Origin of the sequence: Corallococcus sp. NCSPR001 (assembly GCF_017309135.1) — a bacterium.
Taxonomy (GTDB): Bacteria; Myxococcota; Myxococcia; order Myxococcales; family Myxococcaceae; genus Corallococcus.
This window is the reverse complement of the sequence record NZ_JAFIMS010000002.1, coordinates 7,876,137-7,894,905: the sequence shown is the minus strand read 5'-3', so window position 1 is coordinate 7,894,905 and position 18,769 is coordinate 7,876,137. Positions and strand designations below refer to the sequence as shown.

The window sequence follows — 18,769 nt, the reverse complement described above, 5'->3', positions numbered from 1 at the left end:
GTGGACCAGCCAAGGTTGCGTATTGCAGTTCGACGGCGATCGTTGCGCTTCCTCGAGCACGGATCGCAGGACAGCGGTGTCTACCGGTTCGGGGCGAAAGCTGCGAACGGCGTGGCGATCGCGGACAACGTCGGTGAACAGGTTTGGTTCGGGCATCTCATGTTCCATCGATGGCGACAGCGTGATCGCGTCTGTTTGCGAGTCCGGCATTATGGGATACCCTTCCAATATTACAAGTACACACCAAAAAGTGTGTAACGCACAAAAGGTAAGCATGGGACAGCAGGCTGCGGGCGTCGGGGATCGAGAGCATCAGTTGCGGGCGGCTAGCGCGTGCGAGGCGTTGCGTGTGCTGGAGGGAAAAAGGAAGATCGTCATCATCGTCCAGCTATTCGCCGCGAGGACGCCGTTGCGCTTTTCCGAGCTTGAGCGGCGGGTGGAGGGCGTCAATCAGAAGATGCTGGTTCAACAGCTCAAGGAACTCGAGAAAGACGGGATCGTCGTTCGAACCGTCTACCCGCAGGTGCCGCCGAAGGTTGAGTATAGCCTGAGCGAGGTCGGGCGCGCGCTGGGGCCTGCCATTGAAGCACTGGTCGACTGGACGATGCTGAAATGCAAGATGATGAGCCAGTCGGTCGAACGCGGCTGAACGGCATTCGCCGAAGGATGGCGTAAACTTCGCGGTCGTCCGTTTGCTCCAGACCCGCAGGTGACCTTCAAAAAGACGCATACGCCCGCAACCGCAGCGTGAGCCGTCCGAAGACGTGTCCTCCGTACGTTCCCGTTCGTGCGAGGCCTACCGGTGAGCGTCAAGATAGTTGTCGCGTGAGAGGATTCAGCCGAGGCGACAACTTCCCTGACACAGGGGGCATGAGGCAGCGACCGGTTTTTGGGTAGCACACCGGCCATGGGGACGTGCCCCACGACCGGCCTTGCTCCTCGGCGTGTCGACGCGGTCCTACCGCAGGGGCACGCGCTTGAGCCTGAAGGGCGAGGGGCTCTCGCTCATCGTGAAGTAGCTCGCGCCGTTGGCCTCGTACTCGATCGCCTCCCCCTGGCCCTCGGAGGTGTCAGTCAGCGCGACGGGCGTCGCGAAGACGGCCGACTCGAAGCCAAGCCCCGGCGTCGCACGGAACTCGTAGACAGTGCGGTAGGTGCGAAGGAGGAAGCGATCCGCGCATGGGTGGATCGCCGCCGCGGTCGCGGCCGAGAAGTTGGCGTCTCCGTTCAGCGGCAGTTGGATCGTGTGGACGTGGATCAGCGTGGCCTGCGCGCCCGGCGTCAGCGGCTGGGGGAACTTGTACACGCCGCTCTGCCCCGTGCCCCCGTTCTTGGTGACGACGTAGATGTCCCCGGTGGTGGGGTGCACCATCAGCGACTCCGCGTCCTTCGCGCCGTCCGGATAGACGAACGGCAAGGCCTCGGCGACGAGCCCCCCCGAGGTCTGGCCGTTGGCGAGATCCGGCTCGGGCACGCGGTAGATCGTGAACGACGTGGGGCTGCCACCCGGAGGGAAGTTGGCGCTCGACTTCCCGATGTCACCGATGAAGATGCACGAGCCGCTCGGGCAGGGCCCGGTTGCGAGGTCCTCCCAGTCGGCCGGCGTCACGTTGGTGACGTTGAACGTGCCGATCGTGCTCGCGTTGAGGGTGTTGATCGCGACGATCGCGGTGGTGTCCTCGTTGTGCACGTAGAGCGCGTTGCCGACCACGCGGCTCGCGGCCAGGCCCGAGGGCTCCACGATTTCCGGCGCGGTCACGGTGCCCTGGAGCGTGAAGGTGCTCGCGTACGTGTTTCCGACCATGCAACTGGGGGCGTTGGCGGCGCGCAGGACGATCACGTGCGCGGTGTTGGTCTGCACGAACGCGGAGCTGCCGGAGAGGCCCGTCTGGAGGCCCGGCGCGGTGAGCGACCGGTAGGCCGCATTGAAGAGCAGTCCATTGGTGTGACCCAGGCACGCGTCGAAGGCCTCGGTGAAGCCGAGCGGCGGCTCGATGCCAGTGGCAGGGCAGGTGGCGTCCGGCCAGACCTGTGAGCCGTACCAGACGGCGAGGCCACCCGCGCTGCCAGTCACTACGTCGGGCACGGTGAACGACGCGGAGTCGCCGTTCTTCTGGCCTGCGTGCACGTCGATTGGCTGGATCGGATCGACGCCGCTGAAGGCCTCCACGCTCCCCGCCATGTGGGTGGTCGCGTCCAGTCCGAACGCGTAGCTCGCGGGCTCGGAGGCGCCCGCGACGCGGTAGAAGATCCAGGTGCGGATGGCCCAGGCGCTCTGCTCCGAGCGCAGGAACGTCCAGCCGGCGGGCGGCGTGACGGTCGCGGAGATGTTGTTGCGCACGGTCACCCGCGCGATGAGCGCGTCGTTGGCCGCGGTCCCCGACGGCTTGGGGATCGACAGCGAAGCGATCGACAGGCCGCTGTGGCGCGAGCTCCCACGCAACGCGACCCCCGAGGACGGTGCGACCTCGGCGCGGCGAAGGGCGACGACCTGCGCGACGTTGGTCTCGGCGAACGTCGAGCTCCCGTTGAACGGTCCCTGGAGGCCGGCACCGGAGAGGGGCATGAAGGCGGCGTTGAAGACGAGGCCCTGGGACGAGGACACCAGGCAGGTGTCGTAGGTCTCGGCGAAGCCCACGGGGGGCTCGATCGCCGGGGTCGGACACGCGGCGCCGGTCCACGCCTGCGCGCCGAACCAGACGGCAGCCCCGCCCGCGGTCGAGGTGCTCAGCTGTGGCGTCGTGAAGGCCGTCGAGCCGCTGTTGCTCTTGCCAGCGTGCGTGTCGATCGGGTTGGACGGATTGACGCCGGCATACGCCACGAGGTTGCCGACGAGGTAGCTCGCGATGGAACTCTGGAACGTGTGGCTCGCGGGCTCGCTGGCGGTGGCGACGCGGACGAAGACCCAGCCGCGGATGCTCCAGGTGCTCATGTCGGTGCGCACCAGCGTCCAACCCGCGGGAGGGGTGAGCTCGGCGCCGATCTGGTTCCGGTTCGCAAGGTGCGCCAGCAGCACGTTACCGGCGGCGACGCCCGTAGGGGTCGAGAGGGTCAGGCTGGTGACCGTCTTGCCGCTCGCGTGCGTGGTGCCGACGAGGGTGATCTCCCCGGTGGCCGGCGGCTGGAGGGGACGCAGCACCACCGCGTGCGTGATGTTGGTGTTGGGGAGCGTGGAGCTGCCGGTGAAGGCGGGCTGGGCACCCGCGGCCCCGAGCTCCGAGGTGGCGGCGCTGTGCAGCACGCCGAGCGACGACGAGACGAGGCAGGTGTCGAGCTGCTCGGTGAAGCCCGTCGGAGGGGTGTGGGCCGCGGGGCACGCGGCGCCTCCCCAGACCTGGGCCGAGAACCACACTGCGAGGCCGTTCGCGGACGACGTGGTGGCGACGGGCAGCGCGAGGCTCGCGCTGTTGCCATTCTTCTGGCCCACGTGCACGTCGATTGGCTGGAGCGGATCCGCGCCAGACACCGCGACCAGGGTGGCCGCCATGGAGCTGGCGAGGTCGAGGGTGAAGGTGTGACTGCTCGGCTCGGCCGCGCTGGCCACGCGGAGGAAGAGCCAGGACTTGATGGCCGAGGCGCTCTGCTCGGAGCGCAGTAGCGTCCAGCCAGCGGGTGGGGTGGCGATGGCGGTGACGGCCTCGCGATTGCTCAGCTGCATCACCAGCACATCTCCGGCGGCCGTACCGACGGGGGTGGGGATGGAGAGGGTGGTGGTGGCCAGGCCGCTCGCGCTGGTGGTTCCTCGCACGGAGAGCGTGGAGAGGCCCTGGGCCGTCGTCGCATCCTGTACGTCGTCGGGTTGCGCGAATTCAGTCGTTCCACAGGCGGCCATCAGTAGGGCGGCCGCGAGCCACAGACTTCGGAATGGGGTCATGGGGTTTCGATCGGGTGTCGACTCACCGGACTGGAGGTCCGGGAATCGGCCATGTGAAGGACCCCGAAGTGCGAAGCGCAATCGACTGTCATGACACGGGAAAGCTGCCGTGAAATGGTTGGGAACGTCGGGTGTCATCGAAAGAAGGTGGCAGCCCTGTCCATGCGGTCACGCGGAGTCCTTGGAGAACGCGAAGCCCAAAGATGTTCGCGCACGGTGCAAGGGCCGAAGGGCGGTCGGCACCCCGAGGGGTGGGTCTCCAGGCAAGCCTTGTGACCGTGGCTGTGACCGGCTCGTGACGTCAGCGGAACGGTGCTGACATCCTGTGATCTGGAGCGTGCCTGGAACTGTGGGCTTCGTCGAACTCGTGGGGCACGAGGCCCTTTGGAGGCCCTGCTCTTCGGGCGTCCGACCCAGGGGGAGTCGATTGGGGTGTGCTGTGTTCGTGGCCGCTGCTGCTTCTGCTTCTCGCTCTCCGACATCGAACACCCTTCCATCACATCGTGGGTGCCCACGAAAGCGGGGGACTCTCACAATGCCCCACCCGGTCTCCGCCTTGTCGGACTGAACAGGGAACCTCTGTGCTGAGCGCCCCTGCTGGGGCCTGCCGCGGAGGCGTCGATGGGCATGCGTTGGAGTTGGGCCGTCGTCGTGCTGCTGCTGTTGCCCGGGGCCGGAGGGGCGCAGGAGGCCATCACTCCAGAAGACTTCGACGCCACCGTGCGAAGGCTGGAGGAGGCCATCTCCGACAAGTCTCCCGGCGAGGAGGAAGAGGGAGAGGCTCAGCCCGAGCAGGAGGCCTCTGCGTCCGCGACGGCCGACTCAACACCGCCGTGGACAAACCTGCTGCGCATGGACGCGTCAACTTTGACGTTGCTGCCTCGGAGGGGCGAGGGCACCGCGGAAGGCTTCGTACAGGTGGAGCCCATGGTGGCTTTGGGGAAGGGGGAGTCGGTGCGCCTCATTCTTGGTGCGCCGGTGCGGCTGCGGCTGCGGGGCGGAGGAGAGGGCGCGGGCCTCGTGAGGAAGGAGGACTGGGACACGCTGTCCGACTGGGGGCAGGTGGTGCGCCTCTTCATGGTGGGAGGGGACACGCCCAACTCGGTTTGGTTGGGGATGATGGAGGGCTACTCTCTCCTGTCCGGGCACCTGGTGCGGCGCTACGGCAACCGCGTCAACCCCGACTACCACCCGGCCGGCGTCATCGCGACGGGGACGCTGGGGCCGGTGTACGCGGAGGCCTTCGCTTCGGACGTGTTGAGCGCTCGCCTGGCGGGGGCGGAGGTTGCCCTGGACGTGCAGCACGTTCTCTTCGGCCGGCCTCCTGTCCCGGGGCGGTACACGCTGGCGCTGTCGGCGGTGCATGATTGGGGGCGGGGGGGCGGCACCGCGAGGCCCATGACGCTGGCGCACCTGGACGCCACCGCCGTGGTGCTGCGGCGCGGGCGCAAGGGCCAGAGGGTGGAGGCGCACCTGCTAGGCGGGTGGGGTGGACGCCCGGGCGAGGGCGGGGCCTGGGGCGCGGTGGCAGGCGTGGGCGTAGATGCGCTGACGCCGACGGTGGACATGCGGGCCCGCCTGGAGGGGCGCCTGCAGCGAGGAGGCTTCCGGCAGGGCGCCTTCGGCCCGGACCACGAGCTGGCGCGCTTCCAGGTGGCAGGCCCGGCCTCGGTACCGCTGGCGGAGTCGTCCTTCCCGGAAGGGGCTTCCGCCTACGGGGAAGTGATTCTCAGTTGGGACGCGGTGCGGCTGAGTGGCATGCGCCAGCGACACCTCTTCCTCTCCCTGGGAGTAGAGGCCTTTTCTTGGGGCCGGGTGGACGTGGACGGGCGGGTGGAGGCGCAGCTCTTCCACCGCAACCTCACGGTAGGCGTCGGCGGACTGGCGACGGCCATGGGACAGCCGGGAGCGCGCTACCTCGTCTCGGGGGAGGCTCGGTGGCGCTTCCTGGGAGGCAACCTCTACGCACTGGGGCAGGGCGGCACGCTGCTGTTTCCCACGCCGGAGGGGACGCTGCGGCCGGGAGCCTTCGCGGCCGTGGGGCTGGGGGTGGACAATGCGCGCTGAGCGACTGCCGTGCGGCGTGGTGGGCCTGGTGCTGGCCCTGGCCCTCCTGACGTCGGGGTGTGCCTCGCTGCCCTCACGGGCGGGCCCTGGAGGCACCCTGGCTGCCGTCTCGGGCGCGACACCCCTGGCGGCCTTGGGGCGCGGTGCTGTCGCGAGTCTCCCCGAGGACGAGGCGCTCGAAGACTTCGACGCGGAGTCCGCGGACGGACCGCTTCTGCACCGCCGCCGGGCCACGCCGTCTCCACCGAATCCCGGTCGAGGAGAAACGGCGCCCCTGCGTGTGGTGGGGGCCCTGGCAGGTGTGTGCGGGGACGTCCCCGCGGGCTGGCCGCACCTGGACTCGGAGGACGAGGTGCTGGCGCCCTTCCTGGCGTGCACCACGCCCGCGGCCTTCCTGGCCTTGCAGCGCCAGGTGGACATGCCCCGGCTGGTGGAGGCCCTCTCGGACTGGAACGCCGTCCGGCTGGGCGCCTTGGGCCCCCTGGAGGCCGAGGCTGCCCGCGTCCTCCTCAAGAAACGCGCGACCTTCCTCGCTACCGCCGTCGAGAAGCACGGCCTGGCCAAGGCGGAAGTCCTCGCCCTCTTCGTCCTGCACACCTCGCACGACGACGAGGTGCGGCAGCTCTTGCGCCTGCTGGCCGAGGACAAGCTGCTGAAGCGCGCCTTGGGGGCCATGGAGGTGGTGCGCGAGGAGCTGAAGCAGCGAAGCATGGCCCTCACTGACTTCCCGGAGCGGAGCTTCCGGGGCGGCGACATCGCGCGCGGGCTGGGGCGGGCCGCAGACGACGTCGCGGCCTCCATTCCCCTCGTCGGCGGAAGCCGGAGCGTGGATGCGTCCGCGCTGCCCCTGCAGCTCCCACCACCCTACCAGGCTGCGTACGAGGAGGTGGAGAACGCCCAATTCCTGGGGGCCTTCTCGCCGGGCAACGTGGCCCTGGCGTCCTTCGACCACCTCACCTTCGGTGTGCCGCTGGGCTTCTACCACCTGGCGGCGGGGACGGCGCAGGGTGGGGCCTCCCTCGCCAAGGGGGAGTTCGAGGAGGCCACGCGGCAGTTGGCGCCCGCGGCCCTCATGGTGGGGCTGTATGCGGGAGGGGAGGGAGCGCGCGCGCTTCGTGAAGCTGGCGTCTCCCGCCTGGAGCGCGCTCGCCTCCAAGCGGTGGTGTCCCGCGTGGAGTCGCTGAAGGCGGTGCTGGAGAGGTTGGAGGCGCGAGTCGGGGAGAGCGTCGTGGGGGAGTTGGCGCGCTATCTCCAGCAGGACCGGGATGCAGCCATTCTGGTGGCGGAGTGGGGCGAGGCGGGCGCGCTGGCGTTGTACGAGGCGCGAGGCAACGTCGCGCAGGCACAGGCCACATTGGCCGTACGGTACCGAGAGTCCCCGAGTGCTGTGTCCGCCGGCGGGGGCTCCGGGAGAAGGGGCGGTACTCTGCCCTCCGTGCCTCCCGAGGCGGCCGGGCTTCCTGCGGAAGTGGCGGAGGCGAAGTTCAAGCAGTTGGAGGCGGAGTTTCCCGGGGAGCGTCTGTCGATGAACGCGGTGGAGCTGACGAGGCACCGCCAGGACCTGCAGAAGGCGGCTCCCGCCGAGGTCAAGGTGGAGCCACTATGGGACGACTACGTGGCGTACCTGGAGACGAGGGCCGCGGAAATCAAGCAGGGGATTGCGGAGAAGGGCCCCCTGAAGTGGGCGGGCTACCGGCTCGTACGCGACAGGTACGCCCGGGGCCTGGCCTTCGAGAGGATGATGGTCGCTCTCCTGGAGGCGGACGCGGTCCTGCCCCGGGCGCAGCGGCGGTGGCTCAAGGACTTCGACCAGCCGCGCATCGAGACGCACGTGGGGGTGGCGAAGGCGGACCTCCGCTTCGCGGATGTGCTCGTCATCGAAGAGGGGCGAGCGGCTGGCTCGACGCCTCGTGTGGAGACGTTCAGCTTCAAGAGCCGGGATCTCAAGCTGCTGGATAACGATGCGCTCGTTGCACAAATGACTACGGATGCGAGGAATGCGCTGAGGTATTACGGGGGGAAGCTGGAGGTGCTGCGGAAAGGGATACGACAGAGCGCCCAGGTCCAAAGGGTCCGGCTCGTATATGAGGGCGGAGGACTCAAGCCTAAGAAGGCAGAGACGTTGGAGGCAGCTATGGGCGAAGCACAGGACAGGGTCAGCGGGGTGGAGGTGGTGGTCCAATGAAAGTGCTGGATGCTCACGACCCAAGTGTCGACGACAACTTCCTGTTTTCGTTCGAAGGCGCCTTCGACCAGATGGCGGAGGTCGAGCGTGAGGTTGCTCCCTTTCTTCAGGCTCTCGTTGCCTTCGCTGGCAAGTGGATGCCGGACGCTGTTCGAGGAAAGCGCAGGCGCAAATTCTCCCGAGAAAATGTTTGGGAATCTCTGAAGGAGCGCCGCGACGAGAACAGCACGTCCATTGGGCTCTTTCGTGCGCGCTCGCCTGAGTTGGATATGTCGCTCAGTCTTCGGTTTCCGCCGCTCGATCCGAAGCTACGAATTTGGATCGATGTGAAGCCTCTCTCGCTCTTTTCTGAGGCAGAGGAGTGCAGGCGGTTCATCGAAATGGTCCGGGCATGGGCTATCCGCTACCCGACGCCGTATGCTTCGGCCCACAGCATGGCTGACCGTGAGCTGGCGGGCTTCCCCCATTTCGGCCGCGAAGCTGAGGTTTCTCGGAGGGATGGATTCGACAAGGTCTACGAGGTGTGTTGGCTGAACGTTTTCGGCCCGAAGCTGGTGAAGACGGTAGGTCGCGAGCGGATGCTCTCGACTCCTGCGTACTTCGTGGAGGAACTCTCCAACGGCTCCGTCCTCCTGGTGCTAAGTCCGACTGCTGCGGACTTCGCGAGCGACGAGGCGCGTGTGGCCCAGGCCCGCGCGCACGTCCACCTGCGGCCGGACCTCGACTTCGACACGGTGCTGCGCAAGCTGCGGGAGCGCCGCGCCGCGCTCTTGCCCGTCGAGCCGCGCTTCCACCCTGACGTGGCGCCCTTCCTCTCGCGGTTGCCGGACGAGTTCGCAATCAGCGAGCGGCAACGGAAGATTGCCGAGCTCAACGCCTTCCGGCCTCCTGCGCCTGAAGAGTGGCTGCCGGTCGCCCTTCCATCGGACGTGACGAATCCGGAGCGCGTCCTCGAGTCCTACGGCGACTTGTCTGAAGGACTCGTGGCGGCACTGCATACCAAGGTGCCCTCCATCATGGACGAGACGGCCGAGTCTCTCACGGACCTCGACTTCTTCTTCTGGAGGGAGAACTTCCCGGAGCGGTACACGCGCGAACTCATCGACAGCCACACATCTCCAGCGCTGGGGGCCTACCTGGGGGACGTGCTGGTGCGGCGGTTGGGCGGAACGTGGGTGCTGCGGGCGAAAATGGAGGAGTCCCAGGTGCGCGTTGGGAAGCGCGTCTGGCTGCCCTTCCTCCGCGCGCGTCGGTACATGCAGTCGCGCGAGTCGCTGCTGGACTACTCGCTCACGCAGTTCTTCAAGGAGGCTGAGCGGTACCGGCCCTGAACCGACTCCGGCACGGAGGTCCAGAAGTTGTGAGCGCCGCAGGAGGAGCCCGATTCGGTAGGGCTCGCTCCCAGCGGCATGTTCCACTTTCGCAGGCAGCGACATCGTTGACGATGGCGTCCACCGCCTGTCGCAGTGCAATGGAGTTACTGCGGTCAGCACTCAATCTGGGCAACCGCGTCCCCTTGTGTCAGAGAGGAAGTCGCCTCCAGGTAGCCCGAGCTGCTATGATGCAACGTTGGCGTTTGCTGGGCTGTGGGGCTGGTTGGGAACTGGTCGCTTTTTCACTGCGCAGGCCCGGAGCGTTCGGGACCTGCGATGGGGTGCGCAATGACGTTGAGCGATTATCTTGCATTGCCGGACCTGCACTCTCTCTCTGTCGACGAGGTTGAAGCGCTAAACAAGGAACTCTCCAAGGCGGAACTGAAAGACATTCCGCCAGAGAAGCGCTCGCAAGTAATTGACTACCTTGATGCCGCGCTCTTGTGTAGCGCCGAGGGGCTGAACATCCGAGCCGTGGCCCTGGACATCCAAAGCGATTTGAGCAGGCTCTTTGAGGAATTGAAGGCAGCGTCATGACGCACGCGCCTTCGGATCTAAGCTAGAGCTTAGGGCTCGGGCAGTTCCGAGCTGGGCTGTAGCTCGAGCATGAAGCTTACGGCCTCATGCTCATCCGCAAATCTGTTCGGAAACATTCCCGCCAACCAGCCAGCAGAGGGATAGAGGGCGGCTCGCGAGTGCTCCCCTCCAGCGGTCGCATTTCGGTCCACAAAAATCTGTCCAGCCTCATCTGGACCGATGGGCTTGAGCGTTTCGATGTTGTTCATCAAGACGGGGTCCCCCTGCTTGAACAGCAATACGCCTCCGTTGGGGATAACCCCGGTCAACTCGCCAATCTCGGTAGTGCCATCGACACGGCGAAACAAGACCACTTTCCCCACGGCTTGCTGTACGTTGGCCAAGATTATCGCCACATAACCTCCCAAGAGCTGGTGCTGGCAAAGAGTGCTGGTGGTTCCTCACGCGAGGAACATGCTGCAAAGACTACTCGGTTGCTTCTCTCGGCGCCCAGCCATTCTCCGAGGGGAGTTTCCCGCGGAGAGCAAACAAGGCGACCGAGTCGTATTAGGCCCGCGAGGAAGGCGGCGTCAGTGACATCACCGCCCAAGCGCCCAGGTCCATAGCGGGCGCCAGTTAATGCCAGGAGCGGCCTTGGCCGCGTTGTGCCACGGCTGCTTCGAGGGCCGTCCCTGGAGAGTCATGGAGAGGCGCAGTGGACCGCAGCGAGAAGCGTAGCGGGGTTGGTCAAGCGGATCTCGACCGAGGCTGAAGGGGCGGAATTCCGGTCGCCCAGGGAGGGGCAGGAAGAAAGGCGCCCCGCTAGCAGGGGTGATTTCTTACCCGGCGGGTCTTTGCGAGCATCCTTGTGCGTCCGCTATCACCACCATACGAGCGATGGATCTTCAGAACGCGGTCTTGGCGTTTGAAGTCGCCGACGACTTCGAGCGATGGCCAAGCGCACTCTCTGGGGTGGCCCTCGCCGGCACGTGGTTTGAGCGCGGGCGGCGTGGGTGAAGCCGGTGACGCAGTGTGCTGCTCGGCGGACGACTCCGACCTCGTTTGGTGATTCGCCCGCTGCTCTAAGACTCGTTCCATCGCTGGTCTGCTCCATCCGCTTGCCCCAATCTGCTCGTATGTGCAGAATCGGAGTTCGCAGGGGGACTGTCTGATGGTGACTTCCAAATCTTGGGGCCCGGTCGAAGATTTGGTCCCTCACCTTGGAGTCGCGCGAGACTCCACTGGAAGTTCAAGGTTTCTTACGCTGGCGCTTGGAAGTGCGCGGCTGGCGCACTTGATGATGAGTTCACGGCACTGCATCGATTGAACTCGATTGCGATGAGTCGGTTGATCAGGAGGAGCTGACATGGCGAGCAACACGTTCTCTGCTGCCGATTCAGCGCTCGGGTATCTCTACCAAGTTCGTGTCGCGCTCCTCTGGTCGTTGTCACGGATCAAGAAAGATGTCGAATTCGTTGTGTCGCTCGAGACGCTCGACGACGTCACCTTCGACTCGAAGGGAGGCCGTCCCGAGGAGCTTCTGCAGACGAAGCATCACCGCACTCGCGAGGCGTCGCTCTCGGACATGAGCGGCGACTTGTGGAAGTCGCTTCGCGTCTGGTTTGAGGGACATGCGAAGGGGCAGATCCCGACGGGAACCAGCCTCTATCTGCTCACGACCGCTAGCGCTCCATCAGGCAGCGCAGCCTCGTTCCTTCGCCGCGAAGGCCGTGATGTTGTGCGGGCACAAGGTCTCCTCGAATCTGTGCCTTCTAGCTCGGTCAGCCAGGCAAACGCACCTGCGTACTCGGCATTCCTTGCCGTGTCGTCCGCTTCGCGCCGCGCGATCCTTGAGAGGGTTGTTGTGCTCGACCGAGCGCCAAGCGTCCTCACAATCGACGACGACCTCAAAGCCGAGGTCTTCTGGACGACTGAGCCAAAGCACCACGACGCGTTCTTGCAGCGCCTAGAAGGGTGGTGGCTTCGCCGTGTCATCAAGCAGCTCTCCGCAAGTCCACAGCCTGCCGGAATCCTTAGTGCGGAAATCGAAGCGGAGATGTCGGAACTCCGCGAGCAATTCAAGCAAGACAATCTCCCAATCGATGATGATCTTCTTGAGTTTGCCCTCGACGACGCGACGTACGACGCACACGCCGACTATCAGTTCGTCCATCAGCTCAAACTCATCACTGTCAGCAAGAATCGTGTCGGAGCCGCCATCCGTGATTTCTACCGAGCGTACAGACAGCGCTCTCGTTGGCTTCGTGAGGAACTGCTGCTCGTTGGCGATCTGTCCCGGTATGAGCGAAAGCTTGTCGAGGAGTGGGAACTCGCATTCGAAGCGGCCAAGGACGAAACCGAAGCGACCGCAGCCGAGGCAGCGAAGTGCAAGGCGGCGAAGTCTGTCCTCAAGTGGGCCGAGCAGGCTACAATCCCAATTCGCCCGGGAGTCACAGAGCCATTCGTGGTCCGAGGGTCGTTCCACATGCTTGCGGACGAGAATCCGCCACGTGTCGGGTGGCATCCCGACTTCCATGATCGGCTCGCCGAACTCCTGAACCCGGCCAGCAGTGTCCTCTCGAAGGGCGTGACCGGAGGCGGCACTGAATGATCTCCTGGCGCGAACGCTCGATTGAGGAACGGAACCTGCTCAATCCCGGGTTTTGCGCCACGTTGCTGTGGCACGCCGCAAGGGGGTATGCATCGGACCGGAGCATGCCGATGGCGATTGAGTTGTCGTTCCTCGTGCTGCCGTTCGTGCTTCATCGTGAGACACGAGAAAGCCTGCCCGCCAACATCAGGACGTCGCTTCCAATCTGGCTTTCGGAGCATCCGATCATCCGAACGCGCCTGGGAGAAAGGGCCGCGACGCTGCGCTCCTTCACGAAGGAGGCGCTGGTTTTCGGCGGCTCGCACGGCCTACTTTCACTGGCGCAGAACGGTGTTCGCGCGAACGTGGAAATGAAGAGGCGCGTGACCGCTGCGCTCAAGTCGACTAGCGATGAAGTTCGCGAATGCGCCAATCGCGCTGAGTTCCTTGGGAGATGGCTTGAGAAGGCTGGCGGCACCGAAACAGTGCTGGTGCTACTGGGGGTTCGTCCATGAGCGTGCAGATCCTCGACATTGTCCTCTACAGCCACGACGGCAAGCGCCGCGTACTCCCCTTGAAGGTCGGAAAGGTCAACATCATCACTGGGGCGTCGCAGACAGGAAAGTCCGCGCTCAGCGACATTATCGACTACTGCTTTGGTAGCGGCGATTGCCATGTAGCGCACGGCCCCTTACGTCTGTGCGTGGCATGGTACGGGCTCCGACTCCAGCTTGCGTCTGGGCAGGCCTTCGTCGCACGTCGCTGCCCTCCACTAAGAGCCCAAACCAGCGATGAGTTCTTCATCGCGACGGGCCGCACCGTAGAACTGCCGGACGCCAATGACCTACGGCAGACGACCAACCTGAAAGGCGCTACGACAACCCTGACCTCGTGGGTTGGTATCCGCGACAACGCCCACGAGCCGCCTCCGGGGCAGAAGCGCTCGGCTCTATCGGCGACCGTTCGGCACGCGTTGGCGCTGTGTCTCCAGCAGCAGGACGAGATCACGAGCAAGAAGTATCTCTTCCACGGGGCGAACGACCACTGGGTCGCGCAGGCGTTGAAGGACTCGCTCCCGTACTTCCTCGGTGCGGTCGATGACGACCACGTACGGAGGCAAGGCGAACTTCGCCGGCTTCGTGAACAGCTTCGTGCAGTCGAGCGGCGGCTCGCGGAGATTGCGTCCTTGCGAGGTGATGGCGCGACGAAGGCAGACGCGCTGCTCGCACAAGCTCGCGACGCTGGACTCTCCCAGGAGGTGACATCGACGAGGGAGGCCGCGGTGAACGCGCTGCGCGCCGTGCTCAAGACGCCGCTCGCGAGTGTCGACGTCAAGCTTGCCGATGGTTCGGAGTTCTCGCGGCTCTCGACCGAGCGCGCGGAACTGCTGCAGACCCAGCGTCACATCCGCTCTGACATTGATGCCGCACGCGCCTTCTCCAAGGACGAAAAGGGATTTTCCCACGAAGCGGAGGAGCAGAAGGCGCGACTCGCAACCATTGGCATTTTCGAGGGCATCGAGCCGGGGCAAACGTGCCCGCTCTGCGCGCAGGATCTTCCGAAGGAACGCGCCCCTCCGCAGATAGCTGCGTTGCGGGGGGCACTGACCGACGTGGCGAGACGGACGGAGTCGGTCGCGCGCATCGAGCCTCACATCGAGAATGCCATAAGCGAGCTTGAAGGGCGCCTTCAGCAAGTGCAGCAGTCCCTCACGAGGAACCGCACGCAAATGGAGGCGGTCCGCACGGCCAACGCCGCTCTGTCCGAAGCGCATGCGGACTCGGCCCGGAAAGCTCACGTCCTTGGGAGGATCAGTCTGTATCTTGAGAGCATGCCCGATGTGCCCGATACGAAGGACCTCGAAGGGCAGGCCGAATCGCTCCGCGCCCAATACAAGCGGCTGGAGGAGGAGTTGAGCGACGAGCGTGTTCAGGAGCAGCTTGTTTCGATTACGTCACGGCTTTCGGAGAAACTGACGGAGTGGGCGCGGACTCTTGGCTTGGAGCACTCGGCATCACCGATGCGCCTTGACCTGAAGAAGCTTACGCTGGTCGCCGACACGCTCGACGGTGCGGTACCGATGAGCCACATCGGCAGCGCCGAGAACGGCGTCGGCTTTCACCTCATCGCGCACTTGGCCCTGCATCAGTGGTTCGTACAGCGGTCGCGTCCGGTTCCTAACTTCATCTTCTTCGACCAGCCATCGCAGGTTTACTTCCCGGCCGACAAGGACGTCGACGGTTCGATGGGCCTCGTGCCCGACGACGATCGGCACCGCGTGCTGCAGATGTTCCGACTGATCTTCGACGCGGTCGAAGCCGTTGCGCCGGGCCTGCAAGTGATTCTCATTGAGCACGCTGACCTGAACGAGGACTGGTACCGCGACTCCATCGTGGAGCGGTGGCGCGGCGGGAAGAAGCTTGTGCCCGAAGACTGGACGCGCGCGGCCGAGGGGGGCGCTGATTAGATTGACGGCCTGATGGACGACCGCTTCGCAGGGCGTGTGAGCATCGATGAAGAGGAAAGGCGCTGCGCGGATCAACGGCCCGCAGCGACCGGTCTCACCAAGAGTATGGGCTGAGGCGTCCCATGCCGGCCTTGCATCGGCCTCTCTGGGACCAGCAAAGCAGGTAAAAGACGAAACCAGAAAGGAGGGATAGAGATGTCTTCCCAGAAACCCAAGAGCAGAAAGAGCGGGTCTCCAGGGGAGTGTTGTTAACCACTGCCCCAAAAGTTAACAGCACTTGTTAACCGCTCTTGGCCTCTCTCTCCCCAGAACGGGTGAAACCGCGGTCCAGAGAGCCCAATCAGCGGCGGAGGAGAGGGGGCATTTCGCTCTGCGGGGTAGGGAGCCGAGATCGCTCTCTTCGTAACCGTCCGGCCAATGACGTGTCGGGACGCTTGAAGACGGGCCTCGGCCGTGCTCGGTGGGCGCCGCAAGGAGCGAGTTGCTCAGGGGCTGAGCTGGAGAGGTGCCTCGGGCGGGTCCGCAGCGTGTCGCCGCATCCACTCGTGAGGTAGCAGCTCACTGATGCGTGAGTGGGGATGCGTCTGGACGCGCAGCAGCACGTCGGCGAGGTAGGCCTCGGGATTGACGCCGTTGGCCTCGCAGGTGGCGACAAGGGCGTAGAGGCCGGCGAGGTTGGCCCCCGCAGCCTCGTGGCCGACGAAGAGGAAATTCTTCCGGCCCAGGGCGGCCTTGCGCAGCGCGGCCTCGGAGCGGTTGTTGTCCAAGGGCAGACGTGCGTCTGAGACGAAGCGGGAGAGCGCATCCCACTGCTTCAGGGCGTAGGAGAGGGCCTGGCCCATGGGGCCCTTGGGCAGATGGCGCGGGGCCTGGGATTCCATCCACGCCCGCAGCGCAGTGAGGACGGGAAGACTCTGCTGCTGACGCAGCTCGTGGTGGGCGTCGGTGCGGACGATGCCCGCGTCGCCGGCCAGCGCCTCCACCCGGTAGAGGGCGAGGATGAAGTCCAGGGCCTCGCGAGCCTCGGGCGCGGTGGGCAGCGCCTCGAAGAAGCGGCGACGCACGTGGGCCCAACAGCCGACACGGATTCGCCCCTCGGGCAGCGTCACCGCGTTGTAGCCGGTATAGGCATCCACCACGAGGGCGCCCCGGGTGCCGCCCAGGACTTGATTGGGCGTCGTGCTGGAGCGGCCCAGGCTGAAGCGGTAGCCGAGGAGCCACTGCCCTTCGGGCGTCTGGGTGAGGAAGGTCCAGAGGTAGCCCTGGCGCGTCTTCTTCACGTCCAGCACGCGAAGCGGCGTCTCGTCAGCCCACACCACCTCGGCGGCGGCAATGACTTGCAAGAGGTGGGTGGAGAGCGGCAGCAGCACCGAGGCGGCCTAGTGGAAGAGGTCCGTCAGCGTGCTGCGGCTCATGGGCACGCCGCCCCCTTCCACTCGCTGAGCGAGCCGGTGCAGGGGCATGGCGTCCGCGCACTTGGAAACCACCACGTGCGCCAGGAAGCCCGGGCCGTACTCGCCCCTATCCACCACCCGCGCGGAGGCGGCGCCGTCACCTCGCCCTGGCCGCACGCGCACGCGAGGACTTCCTGCACGTGCACCTGACGCTCGAAGCAGGCCGGCACGTACTCGTACAGCACCGTGCGGCGCCCCTCGCCCAGCGGCTTCAAGTCCTCGCCGCCGCACGCCGGGCAGTGGCGTGCCTCAGGGGGCACCGCGTGCCGCACCTCTCGCGTGGGCGCCTCCTCGGCCTTCCGGGCCGCGCGCGCCTGGCGCCTGGCCAGGGCATCCGCCGCCCGCGCCGCTTCGGCCTCGAGGCTGGGGGCCTCGCCCCTGAGCTGCGCGGCGACAGGAGGCAGTTTCTCCGTCTTCTTGCCGAAGACACGCCGCTCCAGCGCGGCCATCTTCGACTCCAACGACGTCATCCGCTCGCGCAGCTCCTCGGCTTCCTCGCGCCAGGGGCAGAAATGGTCCTGGGGCAGCTCGCGGGGCACTTGGGGCAACACCACGCCAGCAGACCGTGCCCGCGTCAGGCGCTCACGAGGCTGCGCGCTCGGGAGGCGACCAGGCCGGCGGGCGTCGCACGTCCGCCACGTCGATGCCGTCCAGGAGCATCGCCATCTGCGTGGCATCCAACTGCACCGACTGGGCGTCGGCGTCCACGCGCGGCAGCCGGAAGCGGCCCGTCTCCAGTCGCTTGTAGAGGAGCACGAAGCCGCCCCGGCTCCACGACAGCACCTTGATGCGGTCGCCCCGCCTGGAGACGAAGGCGAAGAGGTGGCCCGAGTAGACGTCCTCGCCCCACGCCGTGCGCACCAGGGCCATGAGGCCATCAATCGACTTGCGCATGTCCACCGGCTCCGTCGCCAGCACCACGCGCACCGACGCAGGCAGGGTAAACATCGCCGCCTCACCGCCCCAGCGCGGCGACGAGCCGGGCCACGTACGCCACGTCGGTGCCCGCGGCGAAGCGCACCCGCGCTCCGCTGGCCACCCTCACCTCCAGCACGGCCTCGGACGCCCCGGGGGCCGTCGTCACCTGCACCGGCAAGAGTCTCACGGCTTCCGCTCGCGACGGCGCGGTCCGCCGCAACCGGTACACCCACGACTGCAACGTGCTCAGTTTCACGCCCCACGCCAACGCGAACTCCCGCTGCGTCTGCCCGCTGGCCTCGAACGCTTCCGCGACGCGTGCCCACTCCGGCTTCTCCACCTGCTTCGCCATGCCCGGAAGCGTCCGCCGCGCGCCGCTACGCCGGCAATCCCTTACGGCACGTCGTTGGCCGGACGGTTACCTCTCTTCAGCACCGCGAGCCAGAATCCCTTGGGATTCAGGGGCTTAAGCACAAAGACCCTGCGATATTCATCGCGAGGCCCATGTAAAACAATAGGGCCCTACCTGTTGGTAGGGCCCTTCGTTCAGCTCCCCGAACGAAGCCCTGCGCGAACTCGTTCTCGGCTTTTCTCTGAGAGGACTCAAACTCTCTGAGGGCCGAAAACCGAGTGATATCCAGCGGTTTCAAGGAAGGGGCTGCTGGCACTCTTCAATCGGGGACCGATTGAATCTCCGCGAACTTCACTTCTCGTGTGCCCGGATATCATGACAGAGGGCCGCTGGCAGCTTCCCCCTTACAGGCGTGGAGGTGGGTGAGGGTCGCATTGTCTCGGGGCGCGCGCACAGCGCGAGGGGCGAAGCGCTAGCCGAGAGTACCGCGGCCCTGGTCGCCGGGGCACGCAGTCGTCTTCGATGCGCTTCTGGGGAAGCCCCTGGCAGCCGGCATACAACGACTGGGCCTTCAACCTGCCTCGGGGCACCGCCCTCGCCAGTAAGTGGGCGGCTATCCCCGAGGGCCTCGATGTGCTCATCACCCACGGGCCTCCGGCGGGCTTCGGGGACCGCTCCTCCGTGGAGGGGCGCGGCGGCTGCGCGGACCTGCGCGAGCGCGTGCTCACTGTGCGCCCTCGGCTACACCTGTTCGGCCACATCCACGACGATGGCGGGCTGTGGCGCGAAGGGGACACGTGCTTCGCCAACGTCACCACGTGGGAGTGCGAGCGCGCGCCGACCGTCCTCCAGTTCGACGCCCGGGGCGTGACAGAGGTGAGCATCCCTCCCGCCCGGCGCTGACTCGCGCTCCTTCACTCAAGCGGGAGAGAGGACCCGCCGGCTCGTCATGCGCATCACTCACCGTCATAAC

Annotated in this window: 13 protein-coding genes and 2 pseudogenes; 9 read left to right on the top strand and 6 right to left on the bottom strand. The window is 66.0% G+C overall.

The features are described 5' to 3' along the window. Positions 1-156 (bottom strand): annotated as a pseudogene (locus JYJ93_RS40885) (nitroreductase family protein); the annotation flags it as partial. 118 nt (positions 157-274) lie between these two features. Between JYJ93_RS40885 and JYJ93_RS33570 the strand changes: the two are divergent. Then, on the top strand, positions 275-649 hold the full coding sequence (locus JYJ93_RS33570) for a helix-turn-helix domain-containing protein (RefSeq protein ID WP_206798606.1): 375 nt from the start codon (positions 275-277) through the stop codon (positions 647-649). Between the two features lie 309 nt (positions 650-958). Here JYJ93_RS33570 and JYJ93_RS33565 read toward each other — a convergent pair whose 3' ends face one another. Beyond that, complete coding sequence (locus JYJ93_RS33565; RefSeq protein ID WP_206798605.1) at positions 959-3,874, bottom strand: cell wall anchor protein; 2,916 nt, start codon at positions 3,872-3,874, stop codon at positions 959-961. Positions 3,875-4,495: 621 nt separating this feature from the next. On the opposite strand from JYJ93_RS33565, the gene JYJ93_RS33560 reads away from it, so the two are divergent. From JYJ93_RS33560 to JYJ93_RS33545, 4 genes are all read left to right on the top strand, one after another. Next, on the top strand, positions 4,496-5,941 hold the full coding sequence (locus JYJ93_RS33560) for a hypothetical protein (RefSeq protein ID WP_206798604.1): 1,446 nt from the start codon (positions 4,496-4,498) through the stop codon (positions 5,939-5,941). Next, the gene (locus JYJ93_RS33555; protein ID WP_206798603.1) at positions 5,931-8,126 is read left to right on the top strand and encodes a hypothetical protein; all 2,196 of its coding nucleotides are present in this window, start codon (positions 5,931-5,933) and stop codon (positions 8,124-8,126) included. The genes JYJ93_RS33560 and JYJ93_RS33555 overlap by 11 nt, the downstream gene beginning before the upstream one ends. Further along, a complete protein-coding gene (locus tag JYJ93_RS33550) occupies positions 8,123-9,457 on the top strand; it encodes a hypothetical protein (RefSeq protein WP_206798602.1) in 1,335 nt (444 codons plus the stop codon). Before JYJ93_RS33555 ends, JYJ93_RS33550 begins: the two co-directional genes overlap by 4 nt. A gap of 330 nt (positions 9,458-9,787) precedes the next feature. Beyond that, complete coding sequence (locus JYJ93_RS33545; protein ID WP_206798601.1) at positions 9,788-10,036, top strand: hypothetical protein; 249 nt, start codon at positions 9,788-9,790, stop codon at positions 10,034-10,036. Between the two features lie 29 nt (positions 10,037-10,065). Here JYJ93_RS33545 and JYJ93_RS33540 read toward each other — a convergent pair whose 3' ends face one another. After that, positions 10,066-10,419: a hypothetical protein gene (locus JYJ93_RS33540; RefSeq protein ID WP_206798600.1), complete on the bottom strand. Its 354-nt coding sequence runs from the start codon at positions 10,417-10,419 to the stop codon at positions 10,066-10,068. Between the two features lie 962 nt (positions 10,420-11,381). Between JYJ93_RS33540 and JYJ93_RS33535 the strand changes: the two genes are divergently transcribed. From JYJ93_RS33535 to JYJ93_RS33525, 3 genes are read left to right on the top strand one after another with little or no spacing between them, the layout of a single operon-like run. Further along, positions 11,382-12,626, top strand: a complete 1,245-nt coding sequence (locus JYJ93_RS33535; RefSeq protein ID WP_206798599.1) for an ABC-three component system protein — start codon at positions 11,382-11,384, stop codon at positions 12,624-12,626. Then, positions 12,623-13,120: a three component ABC system middle component gene (locus JYJ93_RS33530; RefSeq protein ID WP_206798598.1), complete on the top strand. Its 498-nt coding sequence runs from the start codon at positions 12,623-12,625 to the stop codon at positions 13,118-13,120. The genes JYJ93_RS33535 and JYJ93_RS33530 overlap by 4 nt, the downstream gene beginning before the upstream one ends. Then, positions 13,117-15,072, top strand: a complete 1,956-nt coding sequence (locus JYJ93_RS33525) for a DUF3732 domain-containing protein (protein WP_206798597.1) — start codon at positions 13,117-13,119, stop codon at positions 15,070-15,072. Before JYJ93_RS33530 ends, JYJ93_RS33525 begins: the two co-directional genes overlap by 4 nt. Before the next feature lie 485 nt (positions 15,073-15,557). Here the strand turns inward: JYJ93_RS33525 and JYJ93_RS33520 are convergent. From JYJ93_RS33520 to JYJ93_RS33510, 3 genes and pseudogenes are all read right to left on the bottom strand, one after another. Next, positions 15,558-16,996, bottom strand: a pseudogene (locus JYJ93_RS33520) (IS66 family transposase). Between the two features lie 112 nt (positions 16,997-17,108). Then, a complete protein-coding gene (tnpB, locus tag JYJ93_RS33515) occupies positions 17,109-17,474 on the bottom strand; it encodes an IS66 family insertion sequence element accessory protein TnpB (protein WP_206798596.1) in 366 nt (121 codons plus the stop codon). A gap of 7 nt (positions 17,475-17,481) precedes the next feature. Continuing rightward, a complete protein-coding gene (locus tag JYJ93_RS33510) occupies positions 17,482-17,796 on the bottom strand; it encodes an IS66 family insertion sequence element accessory protein TnpB (protein WP_206798595.1) in 315 nt (104 codons plus the stop codon). A 522-nt stretch (positions 17,797-18,318) separates the two neighbouring features. Here JYJ93_RS33510 and JYJ93_RS33505 point away from each other — a divergent pair. Further along, positions 18,319-18,699 (top strand): hypothetical protein, encoded by a 381-nt coding sequence (locus tag JYJ93_RS33505; protein WP_206798594.1) that lies wholly within the window; start codon positions 18,319-18,321, stop codon positions 18,697-18,699. The last annotated feature ends 70 nt before the right edge of the window (positions 18,700-18,769 follow it).

Excerpts from the sequence above, each read along its gene's own strand:
- JYJ93_RS33570 (WP_206798606.1), top strand. The coding sequence starts at position 275 with ATGGGACAGCAGGCTGCGGGCGTCGGGGATCGAGAGCATCAGTTGCGG.
- JYJ93_RS33565 (WP_206798605.1), bottom strand. The coding sequence starts at position 3,874 with ATGACCCCATTCCGAAGTCTGTGGCTCGCGGCCGCCCTACTGATGGCC.
- JYJ93_RS33560 (WP_206798604.1), top strand. The coding sequence starts at position 4,496 with ATGGGCATGCGTTGGAGTTGGGCCGTCGTCGTGCTGCTGCTGTTGCCC.
- JYJ93_RS33555 (WP_206798603.1), top strand. The coding sequence starts at position 5,931 with ATGCGCGCTGAGCGACTGCCGTGCGGCGTGGTGGGCCTGGTGCTGGCC.
- JYJ93_RS33550 (WP_206798602.1), top strand. The coding sequence starts at position 8,123 with ATGAAAGTGCTGGATGCTCACGACCCAAGTGTCGACGACAACTTCCTG.
- JYJ93_RS33545 (WP_206798601.1), top strand. The coding sequence starts at position 9,788 with ATGACGTTGAGCGATTATCTTGCATTGCCGGACCTGCACTCTCTCTCT.
- JYJ93_RS33535 (WP_206798599.1), top strand. The coding sequence starts at position 11,382 with ATGGCGAGCAACACGTTCTCTGCTGCCGATTCAGCGCTCGGGTATCTC.
- JYJ93_RS33530 (WP_206798598.1), top strand. The coding sequence starts at position 12,623 with ATGATCTCCTGGCGCGAACGCTCGATTGAGGAACGGAACCTGCTCAAT.
- JYJ93_RS33525 (WP_206798597.1), top strand. The coding sequence starts at position 13,117 with ATGAGCGTGCAGATCCTCGACATTGTCCTCTACAGCCACGACGGCAAG.
- tnpB (WP_206798596.1), bottom strand. The coding sequence starts at position 17,474 with ATGTTTACCCTGCCTGCGTCGGTGCGCGTGGTGCTGGCGACGGAGCCG.
- JYJ93_RS33510 (WP_206798595.1), bottom strand. The coding sequence starts at position 17,796 with ATGGCGAAGCAGGTGGAGAAGCCGGAGTGGGCACGCGTCGCGGAAGCG.
- JYJ93_RS33505 (WP_206798594.1), top strand. The coding sequence starts at position 18,319 with ATGCGCTTCTGGGGAAGCCCCTGGCAGCCGGCATACAACGACTGGGCC.